This window comes from Rhizobium sp. BK512 (genome assembly GCF_014194915.1).
GTDB lineage: Bacteria > Pseudomonadota > Alphaproteobacteria > Rhizobiales > Rhizobiaceae > Rhizobium.
This window is the reverse complement of the sequence record NZ_JACIAS010000007.1, coordinates 216,550-234,930: the sequence shown is the minus strand read 5'-3', so window position 1 is coordinate 234,930 and position 18,381 is coordinate 216,550. Positions and strand designations below refer to the sequence as shown.

General features: G+C 60.4%; 18 protein-coding genes and 1 riboswitch. Of the genes, 2 read left to right on the top strand and 16 right to left on the bottom strand.

Annotated features, from left to right (window positions below):
* The 6 genes from FHX06_RS24485 to epmA all read right to left on the bottom strand — a co-directional run bounded on the left by FHX06_RS24485 (position 1) and on the right by epmA (position 5,695).
* A complete protein-coding gene (locus FHX06_RS24485; RefSeq protein WP_210300615.1) occupies positions 1-963 on the bottom strand; it encodes a DUF1839 family protein in 963 nt (320 codons plus the stop codon).
* Positions 964-971: 8 nt separating this feature from the next.
* Positions 972-1,880 carry an amino acid--[acyl-carrier-protein] ligase gene (locus FHX06_RS24480; RefSeq protein WP_112544816.1) on the bottom strand — a complete coding sequence of 303 codons (909 nt, stop codon included), beginning with the start codon at positions 1,878-1,880 and terminating at the stop codon, positions 972-974.
* A gap of 4 nt (positions 1,881-1,884) precedes the next feature.
* Positions 1,885-3,066, bottom strand: a complete 1,182-nt coding sequence (locus FHX06_RS24475; RefSeq protein WP_113144940.1) for an acyl-CoA dehydrogenase family protein — start codon at positions 3,064-3,066, stop codon at positions 1,885-1,887.
* Positions 3,066-3,317, bottom strand: a complete 252-nt coding sequence (locus FHX06_RS24470) for an acyl carrier protein (protein ID WP_112544818.1) — start codon at positions 3,315-3,317, stop codon at positions 3,066-3,068. Before FHX06_RS24470 ends, FHX06_RS24475 begins: the two co-directional genes overlap by 1 nt.
* A gap of 264 nt (positions 3,318-3,581) precedes the next feature.
* Complete coding sequence (locus FHX06_RS24465; RefSeq protein ID WP_183881156.1) at positions 3,582-4,634, bottom strand: lysine-2,3-aminomutase-like protein; 1,053 nt, start codon at positions 4,632-4,634, stop codon at positions 3,582-3,584.
* Complete coding sequence (epmA, locus tag FHX06_RS24460) at positions 4,631-5,695, bottom strand: EF-P lysine aminoacylase EpmA (protein WP_183849613.1); 1,065 nt, start codon at positions 5,693-5,695, stop codon at positions 4,631-4,633. Before epmA ends, FHX06_RS24465 begins: the two co-directional genes overlap by 4 nt.
* Before the next feature lie 149 nt (positions 5,696-5,844).
* Between epmA and efp the strand changes: the two genes are divergently transcribed.
* Positions 5,845-6,414, top strand: a complete 570-nt coding sequence (efp, locus tag FHX06_RS24455; RefSeq protein WP_112544821.1) for an elongation factor P — start codon at positions 5,845-5,847, stop codon at positions 6,412-6,414.
* Between the two features lie 110 nt (positions 6,415-6,524).
* On the opposite strand, the gene FHX06_RS24450 is transcribed toward efp, so the two are convergent.
* From FHX06_RS24450 to metA, 6 genes are all read right to left on the bottom strand, one after another.
* Entirely contained in the window at positions 6,525-7,253 is a 729-nt protein-coding gene (locus tag FHX06_RS24450) for an SIS domain-containing protein (RefSeq protein WP_113209756.1), read from the bottom strand.
* A gap of 13 nt (positions 7,254-7,266) precedes the next feature.
* Positions 7,267-8,418: an N-acetylglucosamine-6-phosphate deacetylase gene (gene nagA / locus FHX06_RS24445; RefSeq protein WP_113209757.1), complete on the bottom strand. Its 1,152-nt coding sequence runs from the start codon at positions 8,416-8,418 to the stop codon at positions 7,267-7,269.
* Positions 8,418-9,449: an SIS domain-containing protein gene (locus tag FHX06_RS24440; RefSeq protein ID WP_113013349.1), complete on the bottom strand. Its 1,032-nt coding sequence runs from the start codon at positions 9,447-9,449 to the stop codon at positions 8,418-8,420. Before FHX06_RS24440 ends, nagA begins: the two co-directional genes overlap by 1 nt.
* The gene (locus FHX06_RS24435) at positions 9,446-10,219 is read right to left on the bottom strand and encodes a GntR family transcriptional regulator (RefSeq protein ID WP_112544825.1); all 774 of its coding nucleotides are present in this window, start codon (positions 10,217-10,219) and stop codon (positions 9,446-9,448) included. Before FHX06_RS24435 ends, FHX06_RS24440 begins: the two co-directional genes overlap by 4 nt.
* Before the next feature lie 116 nt (positions 10,220-10,335).
* Positions 10,336-11,358: an aldose epimerase family protein gene (locus tag FHX06_RS24430; RefSeq protein ID WP_113206120.1), complete on the bottom strand. Its 1,023-nt coding sequence runs from the start codon at positions 11,356-11,358 to the stop codon at positions 10,336-10,338.
* Between the two features lie 140 nt (positions 11,359-11,498).
* On the bottom strand, positions 11,499-12,422 hold the full coding sequence (gene metA / locus FHX06_RS24425; RefSeq protein WP_112544827.1) for a homoserine O-succinyltransferase: 924 nt from the start codon (positions 12,420-12,422) through the stop codon (positions 11,499-11,501).
* 47 nt (positions 12,423-12,469) lie between these two features.
* Positions 12,470-12,547: riboswitch (SAM riboswitch) on the bottom strand.
* A 147-nt stretch (positions 12,548-12,694) separates the two neighbouring features.
* On the opposite strand from metA, the gene FHX06_RS24420 reads away from it, so the two are divergent.
* On the top strand, positions 12,695-14,536 hold the full coding sequence (locus FHX06_RS24420) for an ABC transporter ATP-binding protein/permease (RefSeq protein WP_183881154.1): 1,842 nt from the start codon (positions 12,695-12,697) through the stop codon (positions 14,534-14,536).
* Between the two features lie 52 nt (positions 14,537-14,588).
* Here FHX06_RS24420 and FHX06_RS24415 read toward each other — a convergent pair whose 3' ends face one another.
* The 4 genes from FHX06_RS24415 to FHX06_RS24400 form a co-directional block, all read right to left on the bottom strand.
* Positions 14,589-15,218, bottom strand: coding sequence for a hypothetical protein (locus FHX06_RS24415; RefSeq protein WP_112544829.1), 630 nt, complete (start codon positions 15,216-15,218; stop codon positions 14,589-14,591).
* Between the two features lie 147 nt (positions 15,219-15,365).
* Positions 15,366-15,764: a VOC family protein gene (locus FHX06_RS24410; RefSeq protein ID WP_112544830.1), complete on the bottom strand. Its 399-nt coding sequence runs from the start codon at positions 15,762-15,764 to the stop codon at positions 15,366-15,368.
* 103 nt (positions 15,765-15,867) lie between these two features.
* Complete coding sequence (locus FHX06_RS24405) at positions 15,868-17,691, bottom strand: ABC-F family ATP-binding cassette domain-containing protein (RefSeq protein WP_113013353.1); 1,824 nt, start codon at positions 17,689-17,691, stop codon at positions 15,868-15,870.
* Positions 17,692-17,694: 3 nt separating this feature from the next.
* The gene (locus tag FHX06_RS24400; protein WP_246715627.1) at positions 17,695-18,351 is read right to left on the bottom strand and encodes a thiamine diphosphokinase; all 657 of its coding nucleotides are present in this window, start codon (positions 18,349-18,351) and stop codon (positions 17,695-17,697) included.
* Between the last annotated feature and the right edge of the window lie 30 nt (positions 18,352-18,381).

Here is an 18,381-nt window from a genome sequence, read left to right as displayed (position 1 = left end):
TCAGGCCCGCTCCGCGAGCGATGCCATCATCGAATCCCATGCATCGGCAGCCGGATCAAGGGCCGCTTTCAACGGCTCGAACTTGCGGCGGGTGACAGCACGCGCCAGCTGGAACTGAACAGACTTCGCGACCTCCGAGATGCGGCGTGCTTCATCGATCGCGACCCCGAACTCGCCGGCCGAAAGCCAGGCCAGATGATCGGCCGCTAATTCGAAATTCGCCCCCACCTGTCTGAGCGTGTTGAAGGCATATTTGTGGAAGAAGCCGAAGGACCGATCAGCCACCGCTTCAACCTGCAGCGGGAAGACTTCTGCAAAGGCGCGGATTGGATTGGCACCCGGGCGGCGGGCGAGATGGAAGTGAAGGAGTCGACGGGAAACCTCACGCAAATGCGTTTCACCTACTGGCTGCTCCGGAAACTTGGCGAATTCCGTATAGGGCAGGAATGGCGCATCCTCAGCTGTCAGATGCGACTGGAACAGCCCGTCGAAATCTTCGCCCTCGATACGGAAATAACCGGCATTGTGGAAATAGTCGACGCGCTTGCCGGCAAAGTCCAGCCGGTTGATCGCAACCGTGGTCTTGCCGTGCTCCTGCCGGTAGGCAGTGCCCCGCGTATCCGGCATATAGAAGGAATCCATCTCGATCAGGCAGAGCCGCCCGCGGGCGATCTGCACTTCGGCATGCCGTTCCACGCGGTCGTAGATCGCAAGTTCGGTGGTGCGGATGCCATAGAGCGCTTCGAGATCCTCCAGCGGTACCTTGAAGAAGGTGAACTGGTCGCCCTCGAAATCCTGCGTCAGCGTAAAGCCGAGCATCGCTTCGGGTGCGACGCCGAAAGTCGAGAGCACCTCGATCCAGAGATCGATATAACAATTGGTCTCCGGCCACATGCGCTCGCCGGAATGCAGCGCATGCGGCTTGTAGGTATCGGGATCGATACCCGCAAAAACCGAGGTCATGGAACCGCTCAGCCCCACAGGACTTTCCGTACGCTGGCCGGCCATTCCTTGACGTCGAGGCCGTGGTGATGGAAGAGCGCGAGCGCGATGCGCTCGAGGCCGAAGCCGACGCAAGCCGTGTGAGCCACGCTGCCATCTTCGAGGTTCAGGCCCCATTTCACACCGAAAGAGTCCTGATGGTAGTTGAAGCTCATGCACGCGGTCGGGTTTGCCGACGAGGTGATCGGGATCAGCAGCTCGAACTTCAAGTTCTGGTCGCGCTGGTTGTTGACCATCATCTTGCCGGCGCGGCCGAAGAACGGGTCGTTGGCAACATCGATCGTCACATCGAGGCCGACCTGCTTCATCATTTCGACGCCGCGGTCCATCCAGCTCTGACGGAAATCGGTGACATGCTGCTCTGTGCCCATGCAGACATATTCGCGCATGCGGAAAAGCTGCTGGCGAGCCGGATCCTTGGACGGCTCATGGCGGAAGCAGTAGGACTGGAGATCGAAGAGGCCACCCTTGGCCGGCAGGTTGCCGCGCTTGGCAACTGTCGGATAAAGCGGATAGCAGGCGGCCGGTGTCAAAACGATATCGGTTGCCTTCTGATCCTTGGTCCAATCCTCGCCGACTTCCATGCATTGCAGCAGGCTCATATGGTCGAGTTCGCTGCCGCAGAAGCTGTGCACCGTGCCGGCAAGCTGCGGGAAGCTCTTCATGTAGCCGCTCTTTTCGAAGAGCGCACGGTTCATGCCGGGCGGGAAACGCATCGCTTCGGCGCCATCGGCGCCACCGAACCTGTCGATCAGCCGTTCAAAAGCGGCGATGACGTCTTCGAACTGGCCGCTGCGGCCATAAAGACCGTCAACGCCGGTATCGATCAGCAGGCCGGACTCGAAGAGCCGGTCCAGAAACGAAGTCTGCATATCCATGGCTTTACCCCAGTAGGCTAGTGTCCTGCTTATGGACAAGGAGCATGCTCGACGTATTGCCGAGGATGCGGTCGTTCGAGATCATGAGCTGCGCGGAATGCGCATCGCGCAGATGGCGTCCGAGGCTGAAGGGCGTACCGTTCTTGTAGCCCATGATGCCGCATATCAGCATGGCATGATTGACGATCTCCAGGATCGTTTCCGAGGAAGCGATCTTGACGTTGTTCATCGCCACGGCAAAGCCCATCGAGGAAAGCTTGTCGCCGTCAGCCTTGGCGTCCTCATAGGCCTTGAGGCCGGCAACCACATTCGACTTCACCATCTGCAGGAGGTTGGAAACCTCAGCGAGGCGAAGCGCGCCGGGAGGGGTAGCGTCGGGAGACTTGCGGGCAGCAGCGCGCACGAAAGCCTGCGCGCGGGAAACGGCGTCAACCGCGATACCATACCACACGCCGCTCCAGAGCAGATGCGAAGAGGCAAGCATCGACTGGGCAGCGATCTCAGCAAAGGGTTTGGGCAGGATCTGTTTAGCCGGTGCTTCACCCTTGAACAGGAAGCCGTCGGAGCAGGTACCGCGCATGCCGAGCGTGTTCCAGGCATGCGTCTTTTCGAGTGTGTACTGATCTTTCAAGAAGGCGGTCAGGACTTGATCGGAAGAAGCGGCCTGCGGATGGCTGCGCGAGGTAATCAGAATGGCATCGGCATGCGAGCCGTAGGAAATGACGGTCGCGTCCTTTTGCAGCCTGCAGACATCGCCGTCGATTTCGATCGCGCAGATGCTGTTGCGCAGGTTGCCGCCAATCCCCCCTTCGGTAGTGGCGGAAGCGATCAGAAGCTGTTCGGCGGCGATACGGCGCATGAAAGCGCTATGCCATTCGCTGTCGACGCCGTGTTCGACGAGGCTCGAAAGCTTGATATGGTGCATGGCGAAGACCATCGCGCTTGCCGCGCAGGCCTGGCCGAGCATCGAGCACAATTCGGCAATATCGGTCGTGGAAGCAGCCTCGCCGCCAAGATGGCGGGGGATCTGGATACCGAGCAGCCGCTCGGCCTTCATCGCGTTGACGGCTTCCTGCGGGAAACGGCCTTCGAAATCGACGGCATCCGCATGTCTTGCCGCAATTTCGGCGACGCGGGCAGCCCTTGCGACCAGGCTGTCTTCCGTGATCTTGACCGGGAAATTCATCAGGCGACCTTTCGGCTATCCTGGATGAGATCGACCGTCTTGACGATCGCCGAGATGCTCGCGAAGGACTTGCGGTTCAGGAGATTATCGGGAAACTCGATGTCGAAGGCCTCTTCGATGCCGAGCATGAGTTGCACGGAAGCAAAGGACGTCAGACCCGCGGCGTAGAGATCCGCATCGTCGGCAACCTGATCAACGGGCACAGGAAGCTTACCGAACTTGGCTACGAGGTCGCGGACTGTCTTGTTCATCCCATTCACTCCAGATTTTCATGATCCTGAGCCGGCATGCATCGCCTTTTCATGGGAGTGCTTTTAGTGCGGAAAACAGAACATTCCGCTAATATAATTAGTTAAATATGACTAAGACTCATACTTTGCATTTTACGGATTATGCTTAGTTGGGGCCTAATACTTCATTTCTATCAATAGTTTGATATAGCCCGAGAAATCGGGCAGCAAGTCGCTCAAGCCGTGCGAAGTGCAGAAATGGTACGCCAGGAGCCCGCTGCTACGTCAAACTGCGGGCGGATAGGGATGCTCGTTGCCACGATAGTCCGAAATCGAATAACAACCCTCGCCGGCTGCCTGCACGGCGCTTTCGCCGATCACGGCCTTGCCGTAGCCGCCGGGAATATCGAGAATATAGGTGGGCTGGCAAAGACCGGAGATACGACCGCGAAGCGAGGAGACGATTTTCTGCCCCTCCTCTATCGACAGGCGGAAATGACTGGTGCCGGGCGCAAGATCCGGATGGTGCAGGTAATAGGGCTTCACCCGCGCCTCGACGAAGGCTCGCATCAGTTCCGCCAGAACATCGGGATCATCGTTGACGCCTTTCAGAAGCACCGACTGGCTGACCATGACGATGCCGGCATCCACAAGACGGGCACAGGCGGCGCGCGCTTCCGCAGTCAGCTCGCGCGGATGGTTGGCGTGCAGCGCGACATAAACTGTCTTGCCGCTCGCCTTCAGTGAGGCGATCAGCGCCCCATTGATCTTCTGCGGGTCGACAACCGGCACCCGCGTGTGGAAACGCACGATTTTTACATGCTGGATTGCCGCAAGCTCGCTTAGAATGTCGCCGAGACGACGTGGTGAAAGCACCAGCGGATCGCCACCGGTCAGGATCACCTCCCAGATCTCGCTGTGGCCGCGAATATAGTCGAAGGCGGCAGCCAGCGCCGCCGGCTCGAGAGTGCCAAGCCCCTGCGGCCCCACCATCTCGCGCCGGAAGCAGAAGCGGCAATAGACCGGGCAGACATGCACGGCTTTCAACAGCACGCGGTCCGGATAGCGATGCACGATGCCTTCCACCGGGCTATGCGCATGGTCGCCGATAGGATCGGCCCGTTCCTCCGGCGTGGTCACCAGTTCCGCCGCATCGGGCACAAACTGCCGGGCAATCGGGTCGGCCGGATCAGCATGATCGATCAACCTTGCCATGGCAGGCGTCAGCGCAATGGCATAGCGGGCAGCAACCTCATCGAGCGCCAGTCGCTCGGCGTCCTCGATCAGGCCCGATCTGACGAGATCGTCGACACTCTTGATCGGCCGCAAGACGTTCATCGACCATACTCCGCAACAGGCGCCCAGAGCACCTGATCGATCCGCGACGCTCCCGTCGCCAGCATCACAAGCCGGTCGAAGCCGAGCGCGATGCCGCTAGCTTCCGGCATGATCGCCAGCGCAGCCAGAAAATCCTCGTCGAGCGGATAGGTCTCGCCGTAGACGCGCATCTTCTCGCTCATCTCGATCTCGAAACGCCGCCGCTGTTCTGCGGCATTGGTCAGTTCGCCAAAGCCGTTGGCAAGCTCGACCCCGCAGGCATAGAGCTCGAAGCGCTCCGCCACGCGCGGATCGCCTGCCGAAGGTCGCGCAAGAGCCGCTTCCGAAACAGGATATTCGTCGAGAATGGTGACGCGGCCGAAGCCGAGATGCGGCTCAACCTTTTCCACCAGTACCCGGCTGAAAAGATCGGCCCAATGATCATCATCGGCAACGCGCATGCCGATCCGCCGCATTTCGGCGGCAAGATGCGCGCGATCGGTCGAGCCGTCAGCAGATACAGAAGCCAGAAGATCGATGCCGGCATGGCGGGCGAACGCTTCTGCGACGCTGATACGCTCCGGCCCGGCGAAGGGATCGCACTCGGTCCCGCGATAGGCAAGCATTGCGGTCTTGACCGTCTCGGCAGCGAGCGCAAGCATGCGCACGCAATCCATCATCAGGCTCTCATAGCTTTCACCCGCCCGATACCATTCGAGCATAGTGAACTCCGGATGGTGCAGCGGCCCGCGCTCGCGGTTGCGGTAGACATGCGCAAAGCAGGCAATGCGTTCTTCACCGGCGGCCAGAAGCTTCTTGCAGGCAAATTCCGGCGATGTGTGTAGGTAAAAGGGCGCAGCCTGTCCGTCCGTCGTCAGCGCCTGCGTTGCGAAGGCATGCAGATGCGCCTCATTGCCGGGAGACACCTGCAGCGTCGCCGTATCGACCTCAATGAAGTCCTCACGGGCAAAATAACCCCGCAGCGCTGACTGGATCGCGTTGCGCCCGATAAGGAACGGACGGCGATCGGCATGCACTGATGGTGTCCACCAGGGAGACGCCTTGGCGCTCGTGAGGTTCATACAACGCTTCCTTGCCGGATTCGGCGGGGATGGGGTGGCTATTTCCGCGATTTTAGGTTAGTGCCGCCCCGAAGAAAAAACATTTTGCGTCTTCAGGACTATTCTGACTGTCCTCTACGACGCCGAAAGCCGACTTACAAGGAAGTCTTATGGTCAAGGTCATCGCCTCTTCGGTCCGCAAGGGCAACGTTCTCGATGTCGACGGCAAGCTCTACGTCGTTCTCACGGCTCAGAATTTCCACCCGGGCAAGGGCACGCCGGTCACCCAGGTCGACATGCGTCGCATCGTCGACGGCGTGAAGGTTTCCGAACGCTGGCGTACGACCGAACAGGTCGAGCGCGCCTTCGTGGAAGACGTCAACTTCCAGTACCTCTACGAAGATGGCGAAGGCTTCCACTTCATGAACCCGGCCACCTACGACCAGGTCGTGGTCAGCGCCGAAACCATGGGCGACCAGAAGGCTTACCTTCAGGAGGGCATGACCTGCATCCTGTCGATCCACGAAGGCAATCCGCTGGCGCTGGAACTGCCGCGTCACGTCACGCTTGAGATCGTCGAGACCGAACCGGTCGTCAAGGGCCAGACGGCCTCTTCTTCCTACAAGCCGGCCATGCTTTCGAACGGCATCCGCACCTCGGTTCCGCCGCATATCGATGCCGGCACCCGCGTCGTCATCGCGACGGAAGACAATTCCTACGTCGAGCGCGCCAAGGACTGATTGCATCAGTTTTCAGAGTTTAAAACGGCCTGAAGCAACCGCTTCGGGCCGATTTCATTTTTGCCGATGGCCAGACAGCAAATAGGCCAGCAGCATGCCGGCCTATTTGCTCAGAGATGAGGATTACGCGGCCGGTACTTCTTCACCAGCTTCTGATTGATCTCAGCGGCACCCGGCATATTAGCGCTGAGATAGACGGGCGCGTCACCGGATTTCGAAAGCTGCGAAGCAACATCTGCGAAGATGGCGTTGATGACCGTCACCCCGACCGCCGTAGACACCGGACCGACACGAAGACCCGTACCTTCGAGATCGAGGACGGCGTCACCCGGCGGCAGCCCGTTATCCAGAACCACGTCGGCCACATCGGCAAGCCGCCGGCGGCCATTGGCAATCGCCGTCGAATAGGCGATCGAGGTAATGGCTATCACCTTTGCTCCGATCTCGCGCGCATAGTCGGCCGCCTCGATCGGCGCGGCATTTACGCCCGAATTGGAGGCGATGATAATGACATCGCCCGGCTGCATGCCGTAGCGCTCCAGCATCGGCCGCACCAGGCCCTGCGTGCGCTCATAGACCGAGCTGATGACCGCCCCCTCATGCAGCATGGCCGAGCCGACGAGAATGGGCACAGTGAAGGCAAGCCCACCAGCCCGATAATGCACCTCTTCCGCCAGCATATGCGAATGGCCGGTGCCGAAGACATAGACGCGCTTGTCGCCACGGGCCGCCTCGAGGATTACAGCGGCAGCCTGCGCCATCGGCGCGGCAAGCGCCCGCTTCAGCTCCTCAAGCCGGCCGATGAGATTGGAGAAATAGGCGTCCGTAATGTCAGTCATCGGCCACTCTCCTTCACGCCATTTCGCCGTTGAGCCAAGTTGCCGTCACTTCTATCGCATCGGTGAAATGCACGAGATCAGCGCGCGCGCCCGGCGAGAGCTGACCACGATCGGCAAACTTCAGGAAGCGCGCCGGATACAGCGTCGCCATCCTCAGTGCCTCGGCAAGCGTCAGCTCCAGATAGGTGACGCCGTAACGGATCGTCGAAGCCATATCGACATCCGAACCCGCCAGCGTGCCGTCCGACAGCACGAGTTTGGAGCAGAAACCGCCCCTTTCGCGCCGCACGGTACGGCCGTTCAGGGTGAACGTATCCATCTCGGAGCCGACCAGCGACATGGCATCGGTCACAAAGAAAAGCTTGCCTTCGCCGCGCTTGGCACGCAGTGCCGTTCGCAACGCCTTCGGATCGACGTGATGTCCATCGGCAATGATGCCGCACCAGACGGACGGATGATCGATCGCGGCACCAACAAGACCCGGCGCGCGGTGCGCCAGCTGGCTCATGGCGTTGAAAAGATGCGTGACACCACGTGCGCCCGCATCGAAACGCACTTCGGCTGCCTCACTCGTGCTGTCGGAATGGCCGATGCTGACGATGACCCCGGCTTCGCTGAGTTCGCGCACCTGGGAAACCGTCACCTGCTCCGCGGCCACGGTGACGAGCAGCGTGCCGATTTCCTCGCGCGCGGCGATGAAGGATTTGACATCCCTGTCTTCGACCGGACGCATCAGCTCGGCGAGATGCGCACCCTTGCGCGCCGGCGCCAGATGCGGACCTTCGAGATGCAGGCCGGCAACGCCCCGGTTCGTCTTCACCGCAATCTTTGCCGCCGCGATCGCGGCAGCCGTCGCTTCTGCCGTATCGGTAATAAGCGTCGGCAGCAGGGCCGTCGTTCCATACGGCCGATGTCCGTCGGCAATCATGTACATCGAGTTCGGCGACGGCTCGTCGTTCAGCATGCGGCCGCCACCGCCATTGACTTGCGCATCGATGAAACCGGCAGACAATATGCCGCCTGCCAACGTCACGACATCGCCCTCGGGCAGATCATTCAGGCCGACGATCGCCTCGACGCGTCCGTCCTTGACGATCAGCGCCCGCTCGTCATGGAAGCGTTCGCCATCGAAGATACGAGCGCCGGTGAAGATCTTGTGGGGCATCAGACGGTCTCCGTCACCTTGAGCAGGTTTGCCGGCTTGTCGGGGTCGAAACCCTTGCGACGCGTGACGGACTCGATCAGACGGTAATAGACGAGCAGCGAAACCAGGGGATCAACGAGACCGTTGCCGGTCGTCGGAACCTGCAGATTAACGCCGGCAAGAGGCTTCGTCGAGAAGGGCACGGTGGTAGCGCCGAGCTTCTGCAGCCGATCGAGGGCCTTCACGTTGTTGTCGAAGGCCGCATCTTCAGGCACGAAGCCGACAATCGGGAAGCCCGGCTGCACCAGGCGCATCGGCCCGTGCATCAGTTCCGCAAGAGAGAAGGCTTCGGCATGAAGGCCGGCAGTCTCCTTGGCCTTCAGCGCAGCTTCGAGAGCAATGGCGAAAGCCGTGCCGCGGCCACCGGTATAGAGCGAGGCGGCGTTGAACAGAACTTCCTCGGCAGCAGCCGTATCGATGCCCGATGTCGCAGCGAGTGCGGCCGGCAGTTTTTCGAGCGCCGCCTGCAGATCGGCCTTGCTGCCGATCGCAGCCGTCACGCCGGTGAGGGCGGCAACAGATGCAATGAAGGACTTGGTCGCTGCAACGCTCTTTTCAGCGCCGGCATTGAGGCCGAGGACGATATCGGCCTGGTTCGCAAGGGGGCTGTCTGTGACGTTGACCACGGCAATCGTCGTTGCGCCGCCCTTCTTGGCCGCATCCTGCAGCGCCACAATGTCAGGGCTCGCGCCCGACTGTGAGACGGTGAAATGGATGCCGCCCTTCAGATGCAGGGGCGCGTTATAAACAGAGGCGATAGACGGGCCGATCGAGGCGACCGGCACACCGCAAGTAATCTCGAACAGATATTTGAAGAAGGTCGCGGCATGGTCGGAAGAACCGCGCGCCGCCGTCGTCACGACGCTCGGGCGAGCGGACGAGAACAGCCGGGCGATTTCGGCGAAGGCCGGCTTTTCCTTTTCGAGCAGGGTGGCGACCACCTCGGGCGACTGGCCCGCTTCCTGCAGCATCAGCGACTGGTTCTCACTCATAGGTCATCTCCAATTCTCAATTCGGCAACGAAGTCATAGGCGTCGCCACGATAGTGCGAGCGGGTGTATTCGACGACACGCTGGTCTTCCAGGCGTGAAACGCGTTCGATCAGAAGCGCCGGCGCACCGGCCTTCACGGCAAGAATAGCCGCCGATGAAGGATCGAGCGTGACGGCGGTCAGGCGCTGCATGGCGCGCACCGGCTTGTGGCCGCTCTGGGCAAGCGCATCATAGAGCGAGCCTTCGCCGCCGGCATCCTCGCCGAGAAATTTGACCGGCACGACGGCGCGTTCGATCGCAAGCGGCAGCCCGTCGGCCAGACGAAGGCGATCGAGCCGCAAAACCGGCTCATCCACACCGAGACCAAGCAGGAAGGATTCTTCCGGGGAGGGATTGTTGATGGTGCGCGACAGGATCTTCGCCGCCGGCGAGCGCCCGCGCGAGCGCATGTCCGCGGAGAAGGAGGAAAGCCGCCACAACGACTGCTCCATGCGCTCCACCCTGCTGGAAACGAAAGTGCCGCTGCCATGGCGCGATTCCAGCGCGCCCGATGTCATGAGGTCGCGATAGGCTGTCCGAACCGTCACCCGGCCAAGCTTCAGGGCTTCCGCCAGGTCGCGTTCGCCGGGCAGCGCTGTTCCGGGTTTCAGCAGACCTTCCTGGATGAGACCGGTGAGCGCCTGTGCCAGCCGCTTGTAAAGCGGTCCAGTCGCCGCCTCGTCGCGCAGCCCACGGCCATTCAGTTCCGCTATCAGACTGGTTCTATCCATGGACACGCAATAGAACCTATTTAGAACCAATCGGCAAGCAGATTCATTCCGCCGAAAAAGAAAAACCCTCGCGAGACACCGCGAGGGTTTCATTGATCTAGGCCGGAAGGCTGAGCTCAGCTCTTCGTGAAGATGTAGTCCGTTTCCTGCCGCAGCACCTCACCGGGACGCAGAACCGCGTTCGGAAAGCCCGCATGGTTGATGGCGTCAGGCCAGATCTGCGTCTCGAGGCAAAAGCCGGCGAAAGGACCATATTTGCGGCCGCCAAGACCAGGCACCGGCACACCGAGTTTGAAACCGGCATAGAACTGTACGCCCGGCTCGGTCGTGCGCACCTCCAGCGAGACGCCGGAGTGCAGGCTGCGGGCAAGCACGACCGAGCGCTTGGCCGTGCGCTCGCGCGAGAAGCAGAAATTATGGTCATAGAGCGCCTGCTCCTGACCGTCGAAACGCTTCATCGGCGCCATCACCCGGAAGTCGAACGCGGTGCCCTCGACGGAGCGGATCTCGCCGGTCGGTATCTGCTTCTCGTTGGTCGGCAGGTAGTGGTCGGCGGCGATCATGATGTCATGCGCCAGTGCATCGTCCCGGCCGTCGAGATTGAAATAGGAGTGCTGGCAGACATTGGCGATCGTCGGCTGATCCGTCACCGTCTCGTAGTTGACCGAAAGCTCGCCGTTGCCATGCACGCGATAGGTCGCCTGGATCGTGCAGTTGCCGGGATAACCGGCGCGGCCATCGGGATCGACGATCTTCAGCACGACACGGTCGCTCTCGTGCTCGACGATCGTCCAGACGAGCGTACCGATATTGTTGCTGCCGCCGTGAAGATGCGTGACGCCCTTCTCGTTCAGTTCGAGCTGGTAGTTCTTGCCGTCGAGCGAAAACTTTCCGTCGCCGATGCGGTTTGCACAGCGTCCCGGCGTCGCGCCGAAGAAGGGCGAATGAGCAAGATAGCCTTCGAAATCCTCGAAGCCGAGGACGAGCGGTGCGTCATGACCCTCCAGCCGCGCATCCTGGATGACCGCGCCCCAGCTCAATACCTTGACCGTCAGTCCGCCGCCGCGGATGACGACACGATGGACGGTCTCTCCGTCCTTCGTCTGTCCGAAAACTTCCCGTTCCAATTTGTCCGCCATGATCGACGCTCACTCCATCCCTAGGATTCAGGAACCGGAACCTGCCCCCATTCGCCGCAAACCGCAACCGGGCAGGGCCGGAAAACAAAACGCCGCCGCAGAAATGCGACGGCGTCATTTCTAAACCTGACTGGTGACGCTCAGATGTCCGAGCCGATCTCTTCGATATCGTAGGATGTCGTCTGGTAGATCTCGTTGATCCAGTTGCCGAAAAGCAGATGCGCATGGCTGCGCCAGCGGTTCTGCGGCGCGATCGCCGGGTCGTTATGCGGGAAATAGTTGTGCGGCATTTTGATCGGCACGCCGGCATTCACGTCGCGGAAATATTCGTCCGAAAGAGACGTGGAATCGTATTCGACGTGATTGAAGATATAAAGCCGCCGGCCCTTCGGCTCGTGCACGAGACAGACGCCCATCTCACTCGATTCCATCAGGATCTCGAGGCCGTCGATCTTCTCGATGTCGGCCCGGCGCACCTCGGTCCAGCGCGACACCGGAACCTCGAAATTGTCGGAGAAACCGTTGAGATAAACGGAAGACGGCTTGAGATTGCGGTGGCGGTAAACGCCGAAGGCCTTTTCCTTCAGCTCATACTTCGGCACGCCGTGGAAATGATAAATCCCCGCCATCGCGCCCCAGCAGACATTCATGGTCGAATGGACATTTGTCTGCGTCCAGTCGAAAATCTGCTGCATTTCCTTCCAATAGGTAACGTCCTCGTAAGGCAGCGTCTCGATTGGCGCGCCCGTGATGATGAAGCCGTCAAACTTGCGGTGCTTCACTTCCTCCCAGGTCTGGTAGAAGGCGAGCAGATGTTCTTCAGACGTATTCTTGGCCTTGTGGTTGCCGACGCGGATCAGCGAGAATTCCACCTGCAGCGGCGAAGCGCCGACCAGGCGCGCCATCTGCACTTCGGTCTTGATCTTGTTCGGCATGAGGTTGAGCAGCCCGATCTGCAGCGGGCGGATATCCTGACGGATCGCCACCGTTTCGGTCATCACCCTCACGCCCTCGTTGACGAGGGTTTCGAAGGCTGGCAGCGTATCGGGGATTTTGATGGGCATTGCGGTCAACTCGATCAAAATAAAAAACCGGCGGCGAAAGAATCGCTACCGGTCCGCACGCGGCCCTTTAGCGACTTATTTAACGTGGCTGCAAGCCGGCCGGCCAAATCACCACGAGACATCATAATTAACGCCAGTGCGCCCGCGAATCAACTGTCAATAAGAACAACTGTCCAAACCATCACGCTTTCTTTATGGGTGGTGGAATCTGTTGATGGACCAGTAACGCCCCCATGGTATTAATGGTGTGATGGGCGATTTTGGAAAAAATAATGAAAACTGACGTCAAAGGGGGGAAGGGCATCCAGAATCAGGACCGGGTGGGATACGATCTCAGCCTGACATATCGGCTTGGAGTGATGTTCTCCGCATTCTGGAATTCGCAGGTCCGCGGCAAGGTCGTCGCGCTTGCGATCCTGCTGGTGGTCATCATCCTGGCGACCGCCTATGGACAGGTGATCCTCAACGAATGGAACGCCCCTTTCTACGATTCCCTTGAGCGTCGTGATCTTGGCGAGTTTTTCCGCCAGCTCGAAGTCTTCGCGATGATCGCCGGTGCGCTGCTGCTGCTCAACGTGCTGCAGGCATGGCTGAACCAGATGACGGCGCTTTACATGCGCGAAGGTCTTTCGCGCGATCTCGTCGATCAGTGGCTGGAGCGCAAGCGTGCCCTCAAACTCTCCACCATCGGCATCCTCGGCGTTAATCCCGACCAGCGCCTGCACGAAGATTCTCGCAATCTCGCTGAAAGCACGACCAACCTCGCCCTTGGCCTCCTGCAGTCGACCATTCTGCTCGTCAGCTTCATCGGCGTGTTGTGGGAGCTTTCGAGCGGCTTCATCTTCCGGATCAGCGGCTACAACTTCACCATCCCCGGCTATATGGTCTGGGCGGCAATCTTTTATGCTGCATCGGCCTCGGTATTGAGCCAGGTCGTCGGCCGCAAGCTCGTCAAGCTCAATGCCGACCGGTTTTCCAAGGAAGCCGAGTTGCGCTTTGCGCTGATGCATGCCAACGAAAATATGCCGGCGATCACAGTGGCGCGCGGCGAAGAGAACGAGCGCAAGCGGATCAACAACGATATCAGCAACGTTCTCGCGGTCATCAAGCGGCTCGCCATGGCCAATACCAACCTGACCTGGGTTTCGGCAGGCTATGGCTGGCTGGTCATCGTCATTCCGATCATCGTCGCCGCGCCCGCTTATTTTTCCGGCGGCCTGACCTTCGGGCAGCTGATGATGTCGGTCGGCGCGTTCAACCAGGTCAATACCGCGTTGCGCTGGTATGTCGCGAATTTCGGCCCGATCGCCGAATGGCGCGCGACATTGATGCGTGTCACCGACTTCCGCCAGGCGCTTCAGGAGATGGATGATGGCTTCGATTTGAAGGATTCCATCGTCTATGAGAAAACCGCACCTGATACGTTGACGCTGAAGGATATCGTCATCGTCGCCAAGCTTGGCGAGGAGATCGATGATTGCGGCGGCTTCCGCTTGCGTGAGACGGACGTGGTGATCAAGGCCGGGGAAAAGGTCATGATCAACGGCGATCACAGCGTGAACCGCCGCCTGCTCTTCCAAGCCATGGCAGGCCTTTGGCCCTGCGGCAAGGGCACGATCGGCCTGCCCCCGATTGACGACATTCTGTTCATCCCCCAGGTCGCCTATGTACCGGGCGGCACGCTGCGCGAGGCAATCGCTTTCCCGGGAAAACCCGAGGCCTTTGATAGGACGGCCATCGAAGCCGCGCTTGAGGCTGCGGGCTTGCATTCGCTTGTAGCCCGCCTTGATAGCCGCGCACGCTGGGACAAGCTTCTCGATGCCGATGAGCAGAAGGCAATCGCTTTTGCCCGCCTGCTGCTCGTGAAGCCGCGCTGGGTCGTTTTCGACGAAGTGCTCGAAGGCATGGAGCCCGAATGGCAGCACACGATGAACAAGCTGCTCACCACCATGCCGGAGACCAGCATGATCTATATCGGCCGTTCGGAAACCTATATGGAGGCACTGCACCCGCGCACGCTGCACCTGCAGGCATTGCCTTCCAAACCGGAGGAGCAATCACCGGCAACCGCGGCCGGATCGAGCGCCGCGGCAGCTCCTGCCCCGGCGCTCTAGCAAAACTCCTGCAAAATGTGCGGCGTTTGGTGTCCGGGAGCTCCGGACGAGCTCACATTGGCGGCGTCACACCATTCACGCCGACGGTGACCTGCGAAGCCGAGATGGCCCCGTCGGCTGCCTTTTCCGCCATGACGATGACACCGGCACCCGGCTTCAGATCAGCTTTCGTCGCTGGAGCAAAGGTGACGATCGGCGTGCCGTCGGCAATCGAGACGGTCTTTTCCTTGCCCTGATAAGTCAGCGTGATCGTATGTCCATTGACGGCCTTCACCGCATTGCTGACGGTCGCATTCGTCATCGAGCTATTCGGCTGCAGATCCCACGGACGGTTGCCTTCTCCGGTGCCTTTCATCGACGCGGGGAAGATCAGTACTTCGATGGCACCATCGGGACCGGTGCCTTTCGGCAGCGAGGCAACTCCGACGAAATCGCCGACCTTGATGTCGTCGACCGATGCATTTTTGATACCGGCGACTTTCCAGCCCGATTTGAGCGCAACCGTCGCATCGCTGCCTTCGCGCGTCTTGACGACAAGGGTATCGCCGTTGAGGCTCTCGATCGTGCCCCGCACGCGCAAGCGCTGGCTTTCCTGCGCACTCGCCGCCTGCGAAAGGCCAAGCACGAGGAAGCTGCTGGCTGCAAGCGCCATGATTATTCTGGTATAGGATTTGCGAGACATGTGACTCTTCCTTATCGCCATTGATCGGCACAATCCCCGGCTGCCGGAAAGCAGTGTATGCCGCGTGTCGCGACACGTGCGAATCAAGGAAAAGTGAGGGAGCGGACCCCGGCAAACCGGTCGTTGCCCGAGTCCGCAGAGACCGCCTCAGCCGGCCGCGGACATATCCATGTACATGATTTCCCAGACATGGCCGTCGGGGTCTTGGAAGCTGCACCCATACATTGGCCCCATGTCGAGGATCGGCTTCCAGGGCTTGCCGCCGGCCGCTAATGCCTTTTTCAAGTAGTCATCCACTTCGCCGCGACTGCCGGCCGAAAGGCAGGTTAGGACTTCCTTACCCTTCGACGTATCGGCGATATCGCCTTCGATGAATTGCTGGAAGTGGGCGTGGGTCAGCAGCATCACATAGATATTTTCCTCGACGATCATGCAGGCGGCATCGTCTGTGGTAAAATTCGGATTGTAGGAAAAGCCGAGCGCCGAGAAGAATTCCTTCGACTTGACGAGATCCTTGACCGGCAGGTTCACGAAAATCATGCGCATGAAAAATCTCCCTTTGGTGTAACGGCGCCATGCCGTTGATCACGTTCGGCTCAAGGACGGACGAAAACCACCCGATCCGACAAACGGAAGAATTTTTTTCGGATCAGCCTTCCAGCTCCTCGCGCAACATTTCGAGTTCCAGCCATTCCTCTTCCATCTTGACCAGACTTTCGCGCAGCTTCTCCATCTCGCCAGCCAGCCGATTGAAGGCCGCCGGATCCTTGGTGAAGAGGTTCGGATCAGCCATCCTCTCCTCCCGCTTGCCAATCTCCGCTTCCGCCTTGGCCATTTCCTTCGGCAGGTTTTCGAGCGCGAATTTCTGCTTATAGGAGAGCTTGCCCTTTGAAGCCGAAGGAGCGGCAGCCGCAACCTCCTGCGCCTTCGGCTTTTCCGCCGCTTTCTCGGCCCGCCTACGCTCCTCGGCCGCACCCTTGCGTTGTGCCAGCATGTCGGAATAACCGCCGGCATACTCGATCCAGCGCCCATCCGGTGTTTCCGGATTGGCAGGCGCAATCGTCGAGGTCACCGTGCGGTCGAGGAAATCGCGATCGTGGCTGACGAGGATGACGGTGCCGACAAAGCCCGTGACGATCTCCTGCAGCAGATCCAGCGTCTCTATGTCGAGGTCGTTGGTCGGTTCGTCGAGAATGAGCAGGTTTGCCGGTCGTGACAGGATGCGCGCCAGCATCAGCCGGGCGCGCTCGCCGCCGGAGAGGTTCTTGATCGGCGTGCGCGCCTGCTCCGGCTGGAACAGGAATTCCTTCATATAGCCGGTCACATGCCGCTGCTCGCCATTGACCAGCAGATTCTCGCCGCGCCCGTCCGTCAGGTAATTGGCAAGCGTATCGTCAGGATTCAGATCCTCGCGCTTCTGGTCGAGGGTGGCGATTTCGAGATTGGTGCCGAGTTTCACCGTGCCGCTGTCAGGCGAAAGCTGTCCCGTCAGCATCTTCAGGAGCGTCGTCTTGCCGGCGCCGTTCGGCCCGACGAGACCGATGCAATCGCCACGATGCACGCGGATCGAAAATGGCGTGACGATCGGCCTGTCATCGTAACTCTTGGTGATCTTGTCCGCTTCGATGACCAGCTTGCCTGATTCCTGCGCGTCGGAAGCACTCGCCTGGACCGTTCCCTGCGGCCCTTTGTGACCGCGATATTGCGCCCGCATCGTCTGCAATTCGCCGAGGCGCCGCATATTGCGCTTGCGCCGCGCGGTTACGCCGTAGCGCAGCCAGTGCTCCTCACGTTCGATCGCCTTGCCGAGCTTGTGCTGTTCCAGCTCTTCCGCCTCCAGCACCTGATCGCGCCAGGCTTCGAAAAACGCAAAGCCCTTGTCGAGCCGCCGCGATGTACCGCGATCCAGCCAGACTGTCGCCGTCGAGACTTTTTCGAGGAAGCGACGGTCATGCGAAATCAGGACCAGCGCACTGCGCGTCTTCTGCAGCTCGCCTTCCAGCCATTCGATGGTCGGCAGGTCGAGATGGTTGGTCGGCTCGTCAAGCAGCAGGATATCAGGCTCCGGCGCCAGCACGCGAGCGAGGGCCGCGCGGCGCGCCTCGCCGCCGGAAAGGTTATTCGGGTCCTCTTCCCCGGTCAGTCCGAGATGCGATAGCAGGTAAGTAACGCGATAGGGATCGTCGCCCGGTCCGAGCCCAGCCTCGGCATAGGCCTGCACGGTCTGGAAACCGGCGAAATCCGGCGCCTGCTCCAGGTAGCGCACCGTCGACGCCGGATGGCGGAAAACGTCGCCCGACTGTGCGTCGACGAGGCCGGCAGCGATCTTCAGAAGCGTCGATTTGCCCGAGCCGTTGCGGCCGACAAGGCAGATCTTGTCGCCGGCTTCCACCTGCAGGGCGGCGCCTGCCAAGAGCGGTGTGCCGCCGAAGCTCAGGAAGATGTCGTCAAGTTTCAGAATGGGGGGCGCCAAGTATCAGACTCCGGAAAGATCATAAGGCCGCGCGAGCACGATGGCCCTGCCGCTGGCGAGCGAAAAGCGCACAGGGCCCTCCGCCACGTTGGAAATGGTGCGCGACGAGCCGAAGGGCAAATGGAAGTCAGCGAGCGGATAGCGGGCATTCTCTATGAATAGCCCCTTCAATTCGCTGAACCCTGGCACGGAAAACAGGCTGCCTTGGGGAAGATCGATCTCGAGCGAGCCGGGAAGCAAAGGCACTGCCTCCTCGCTGCCCGACGTGAGCAGGACGTCAAAGCCTTCCTGGGCCAGTTCGACACCGTATAGCAAATGTTGAAGCGCGTGGTCGGAGCGTTCGCCACCCAGGGCGCCGGCAAGGATCAGCCGTTTGGCGCCACGATCGATCGCCGCGGAAACGGCGATTTCACCGTCAGTCGCGGCCTTTGCGGCCGGATAGGGCTGGCGCGGCACGTCAGGAAATGCACCGTCGAGATCCGGCGGTGTGGAATCGAAATCGCCAACCCACAATTCCGGCACCACCCCCAACGCCGCTGCGTGGCGCATGCCGCCGTCAGCCGCGATGAAGCGGCTGTCCCGCACGGCGTCACGCAGACGATCCGTCAGGCTGAGTGCCCCGCCGAGCAGGATGGTGAAGGTGGATTGGCTCATGGGCATTGCCCATAGCGCAAACGGGGGGTGAAGGGG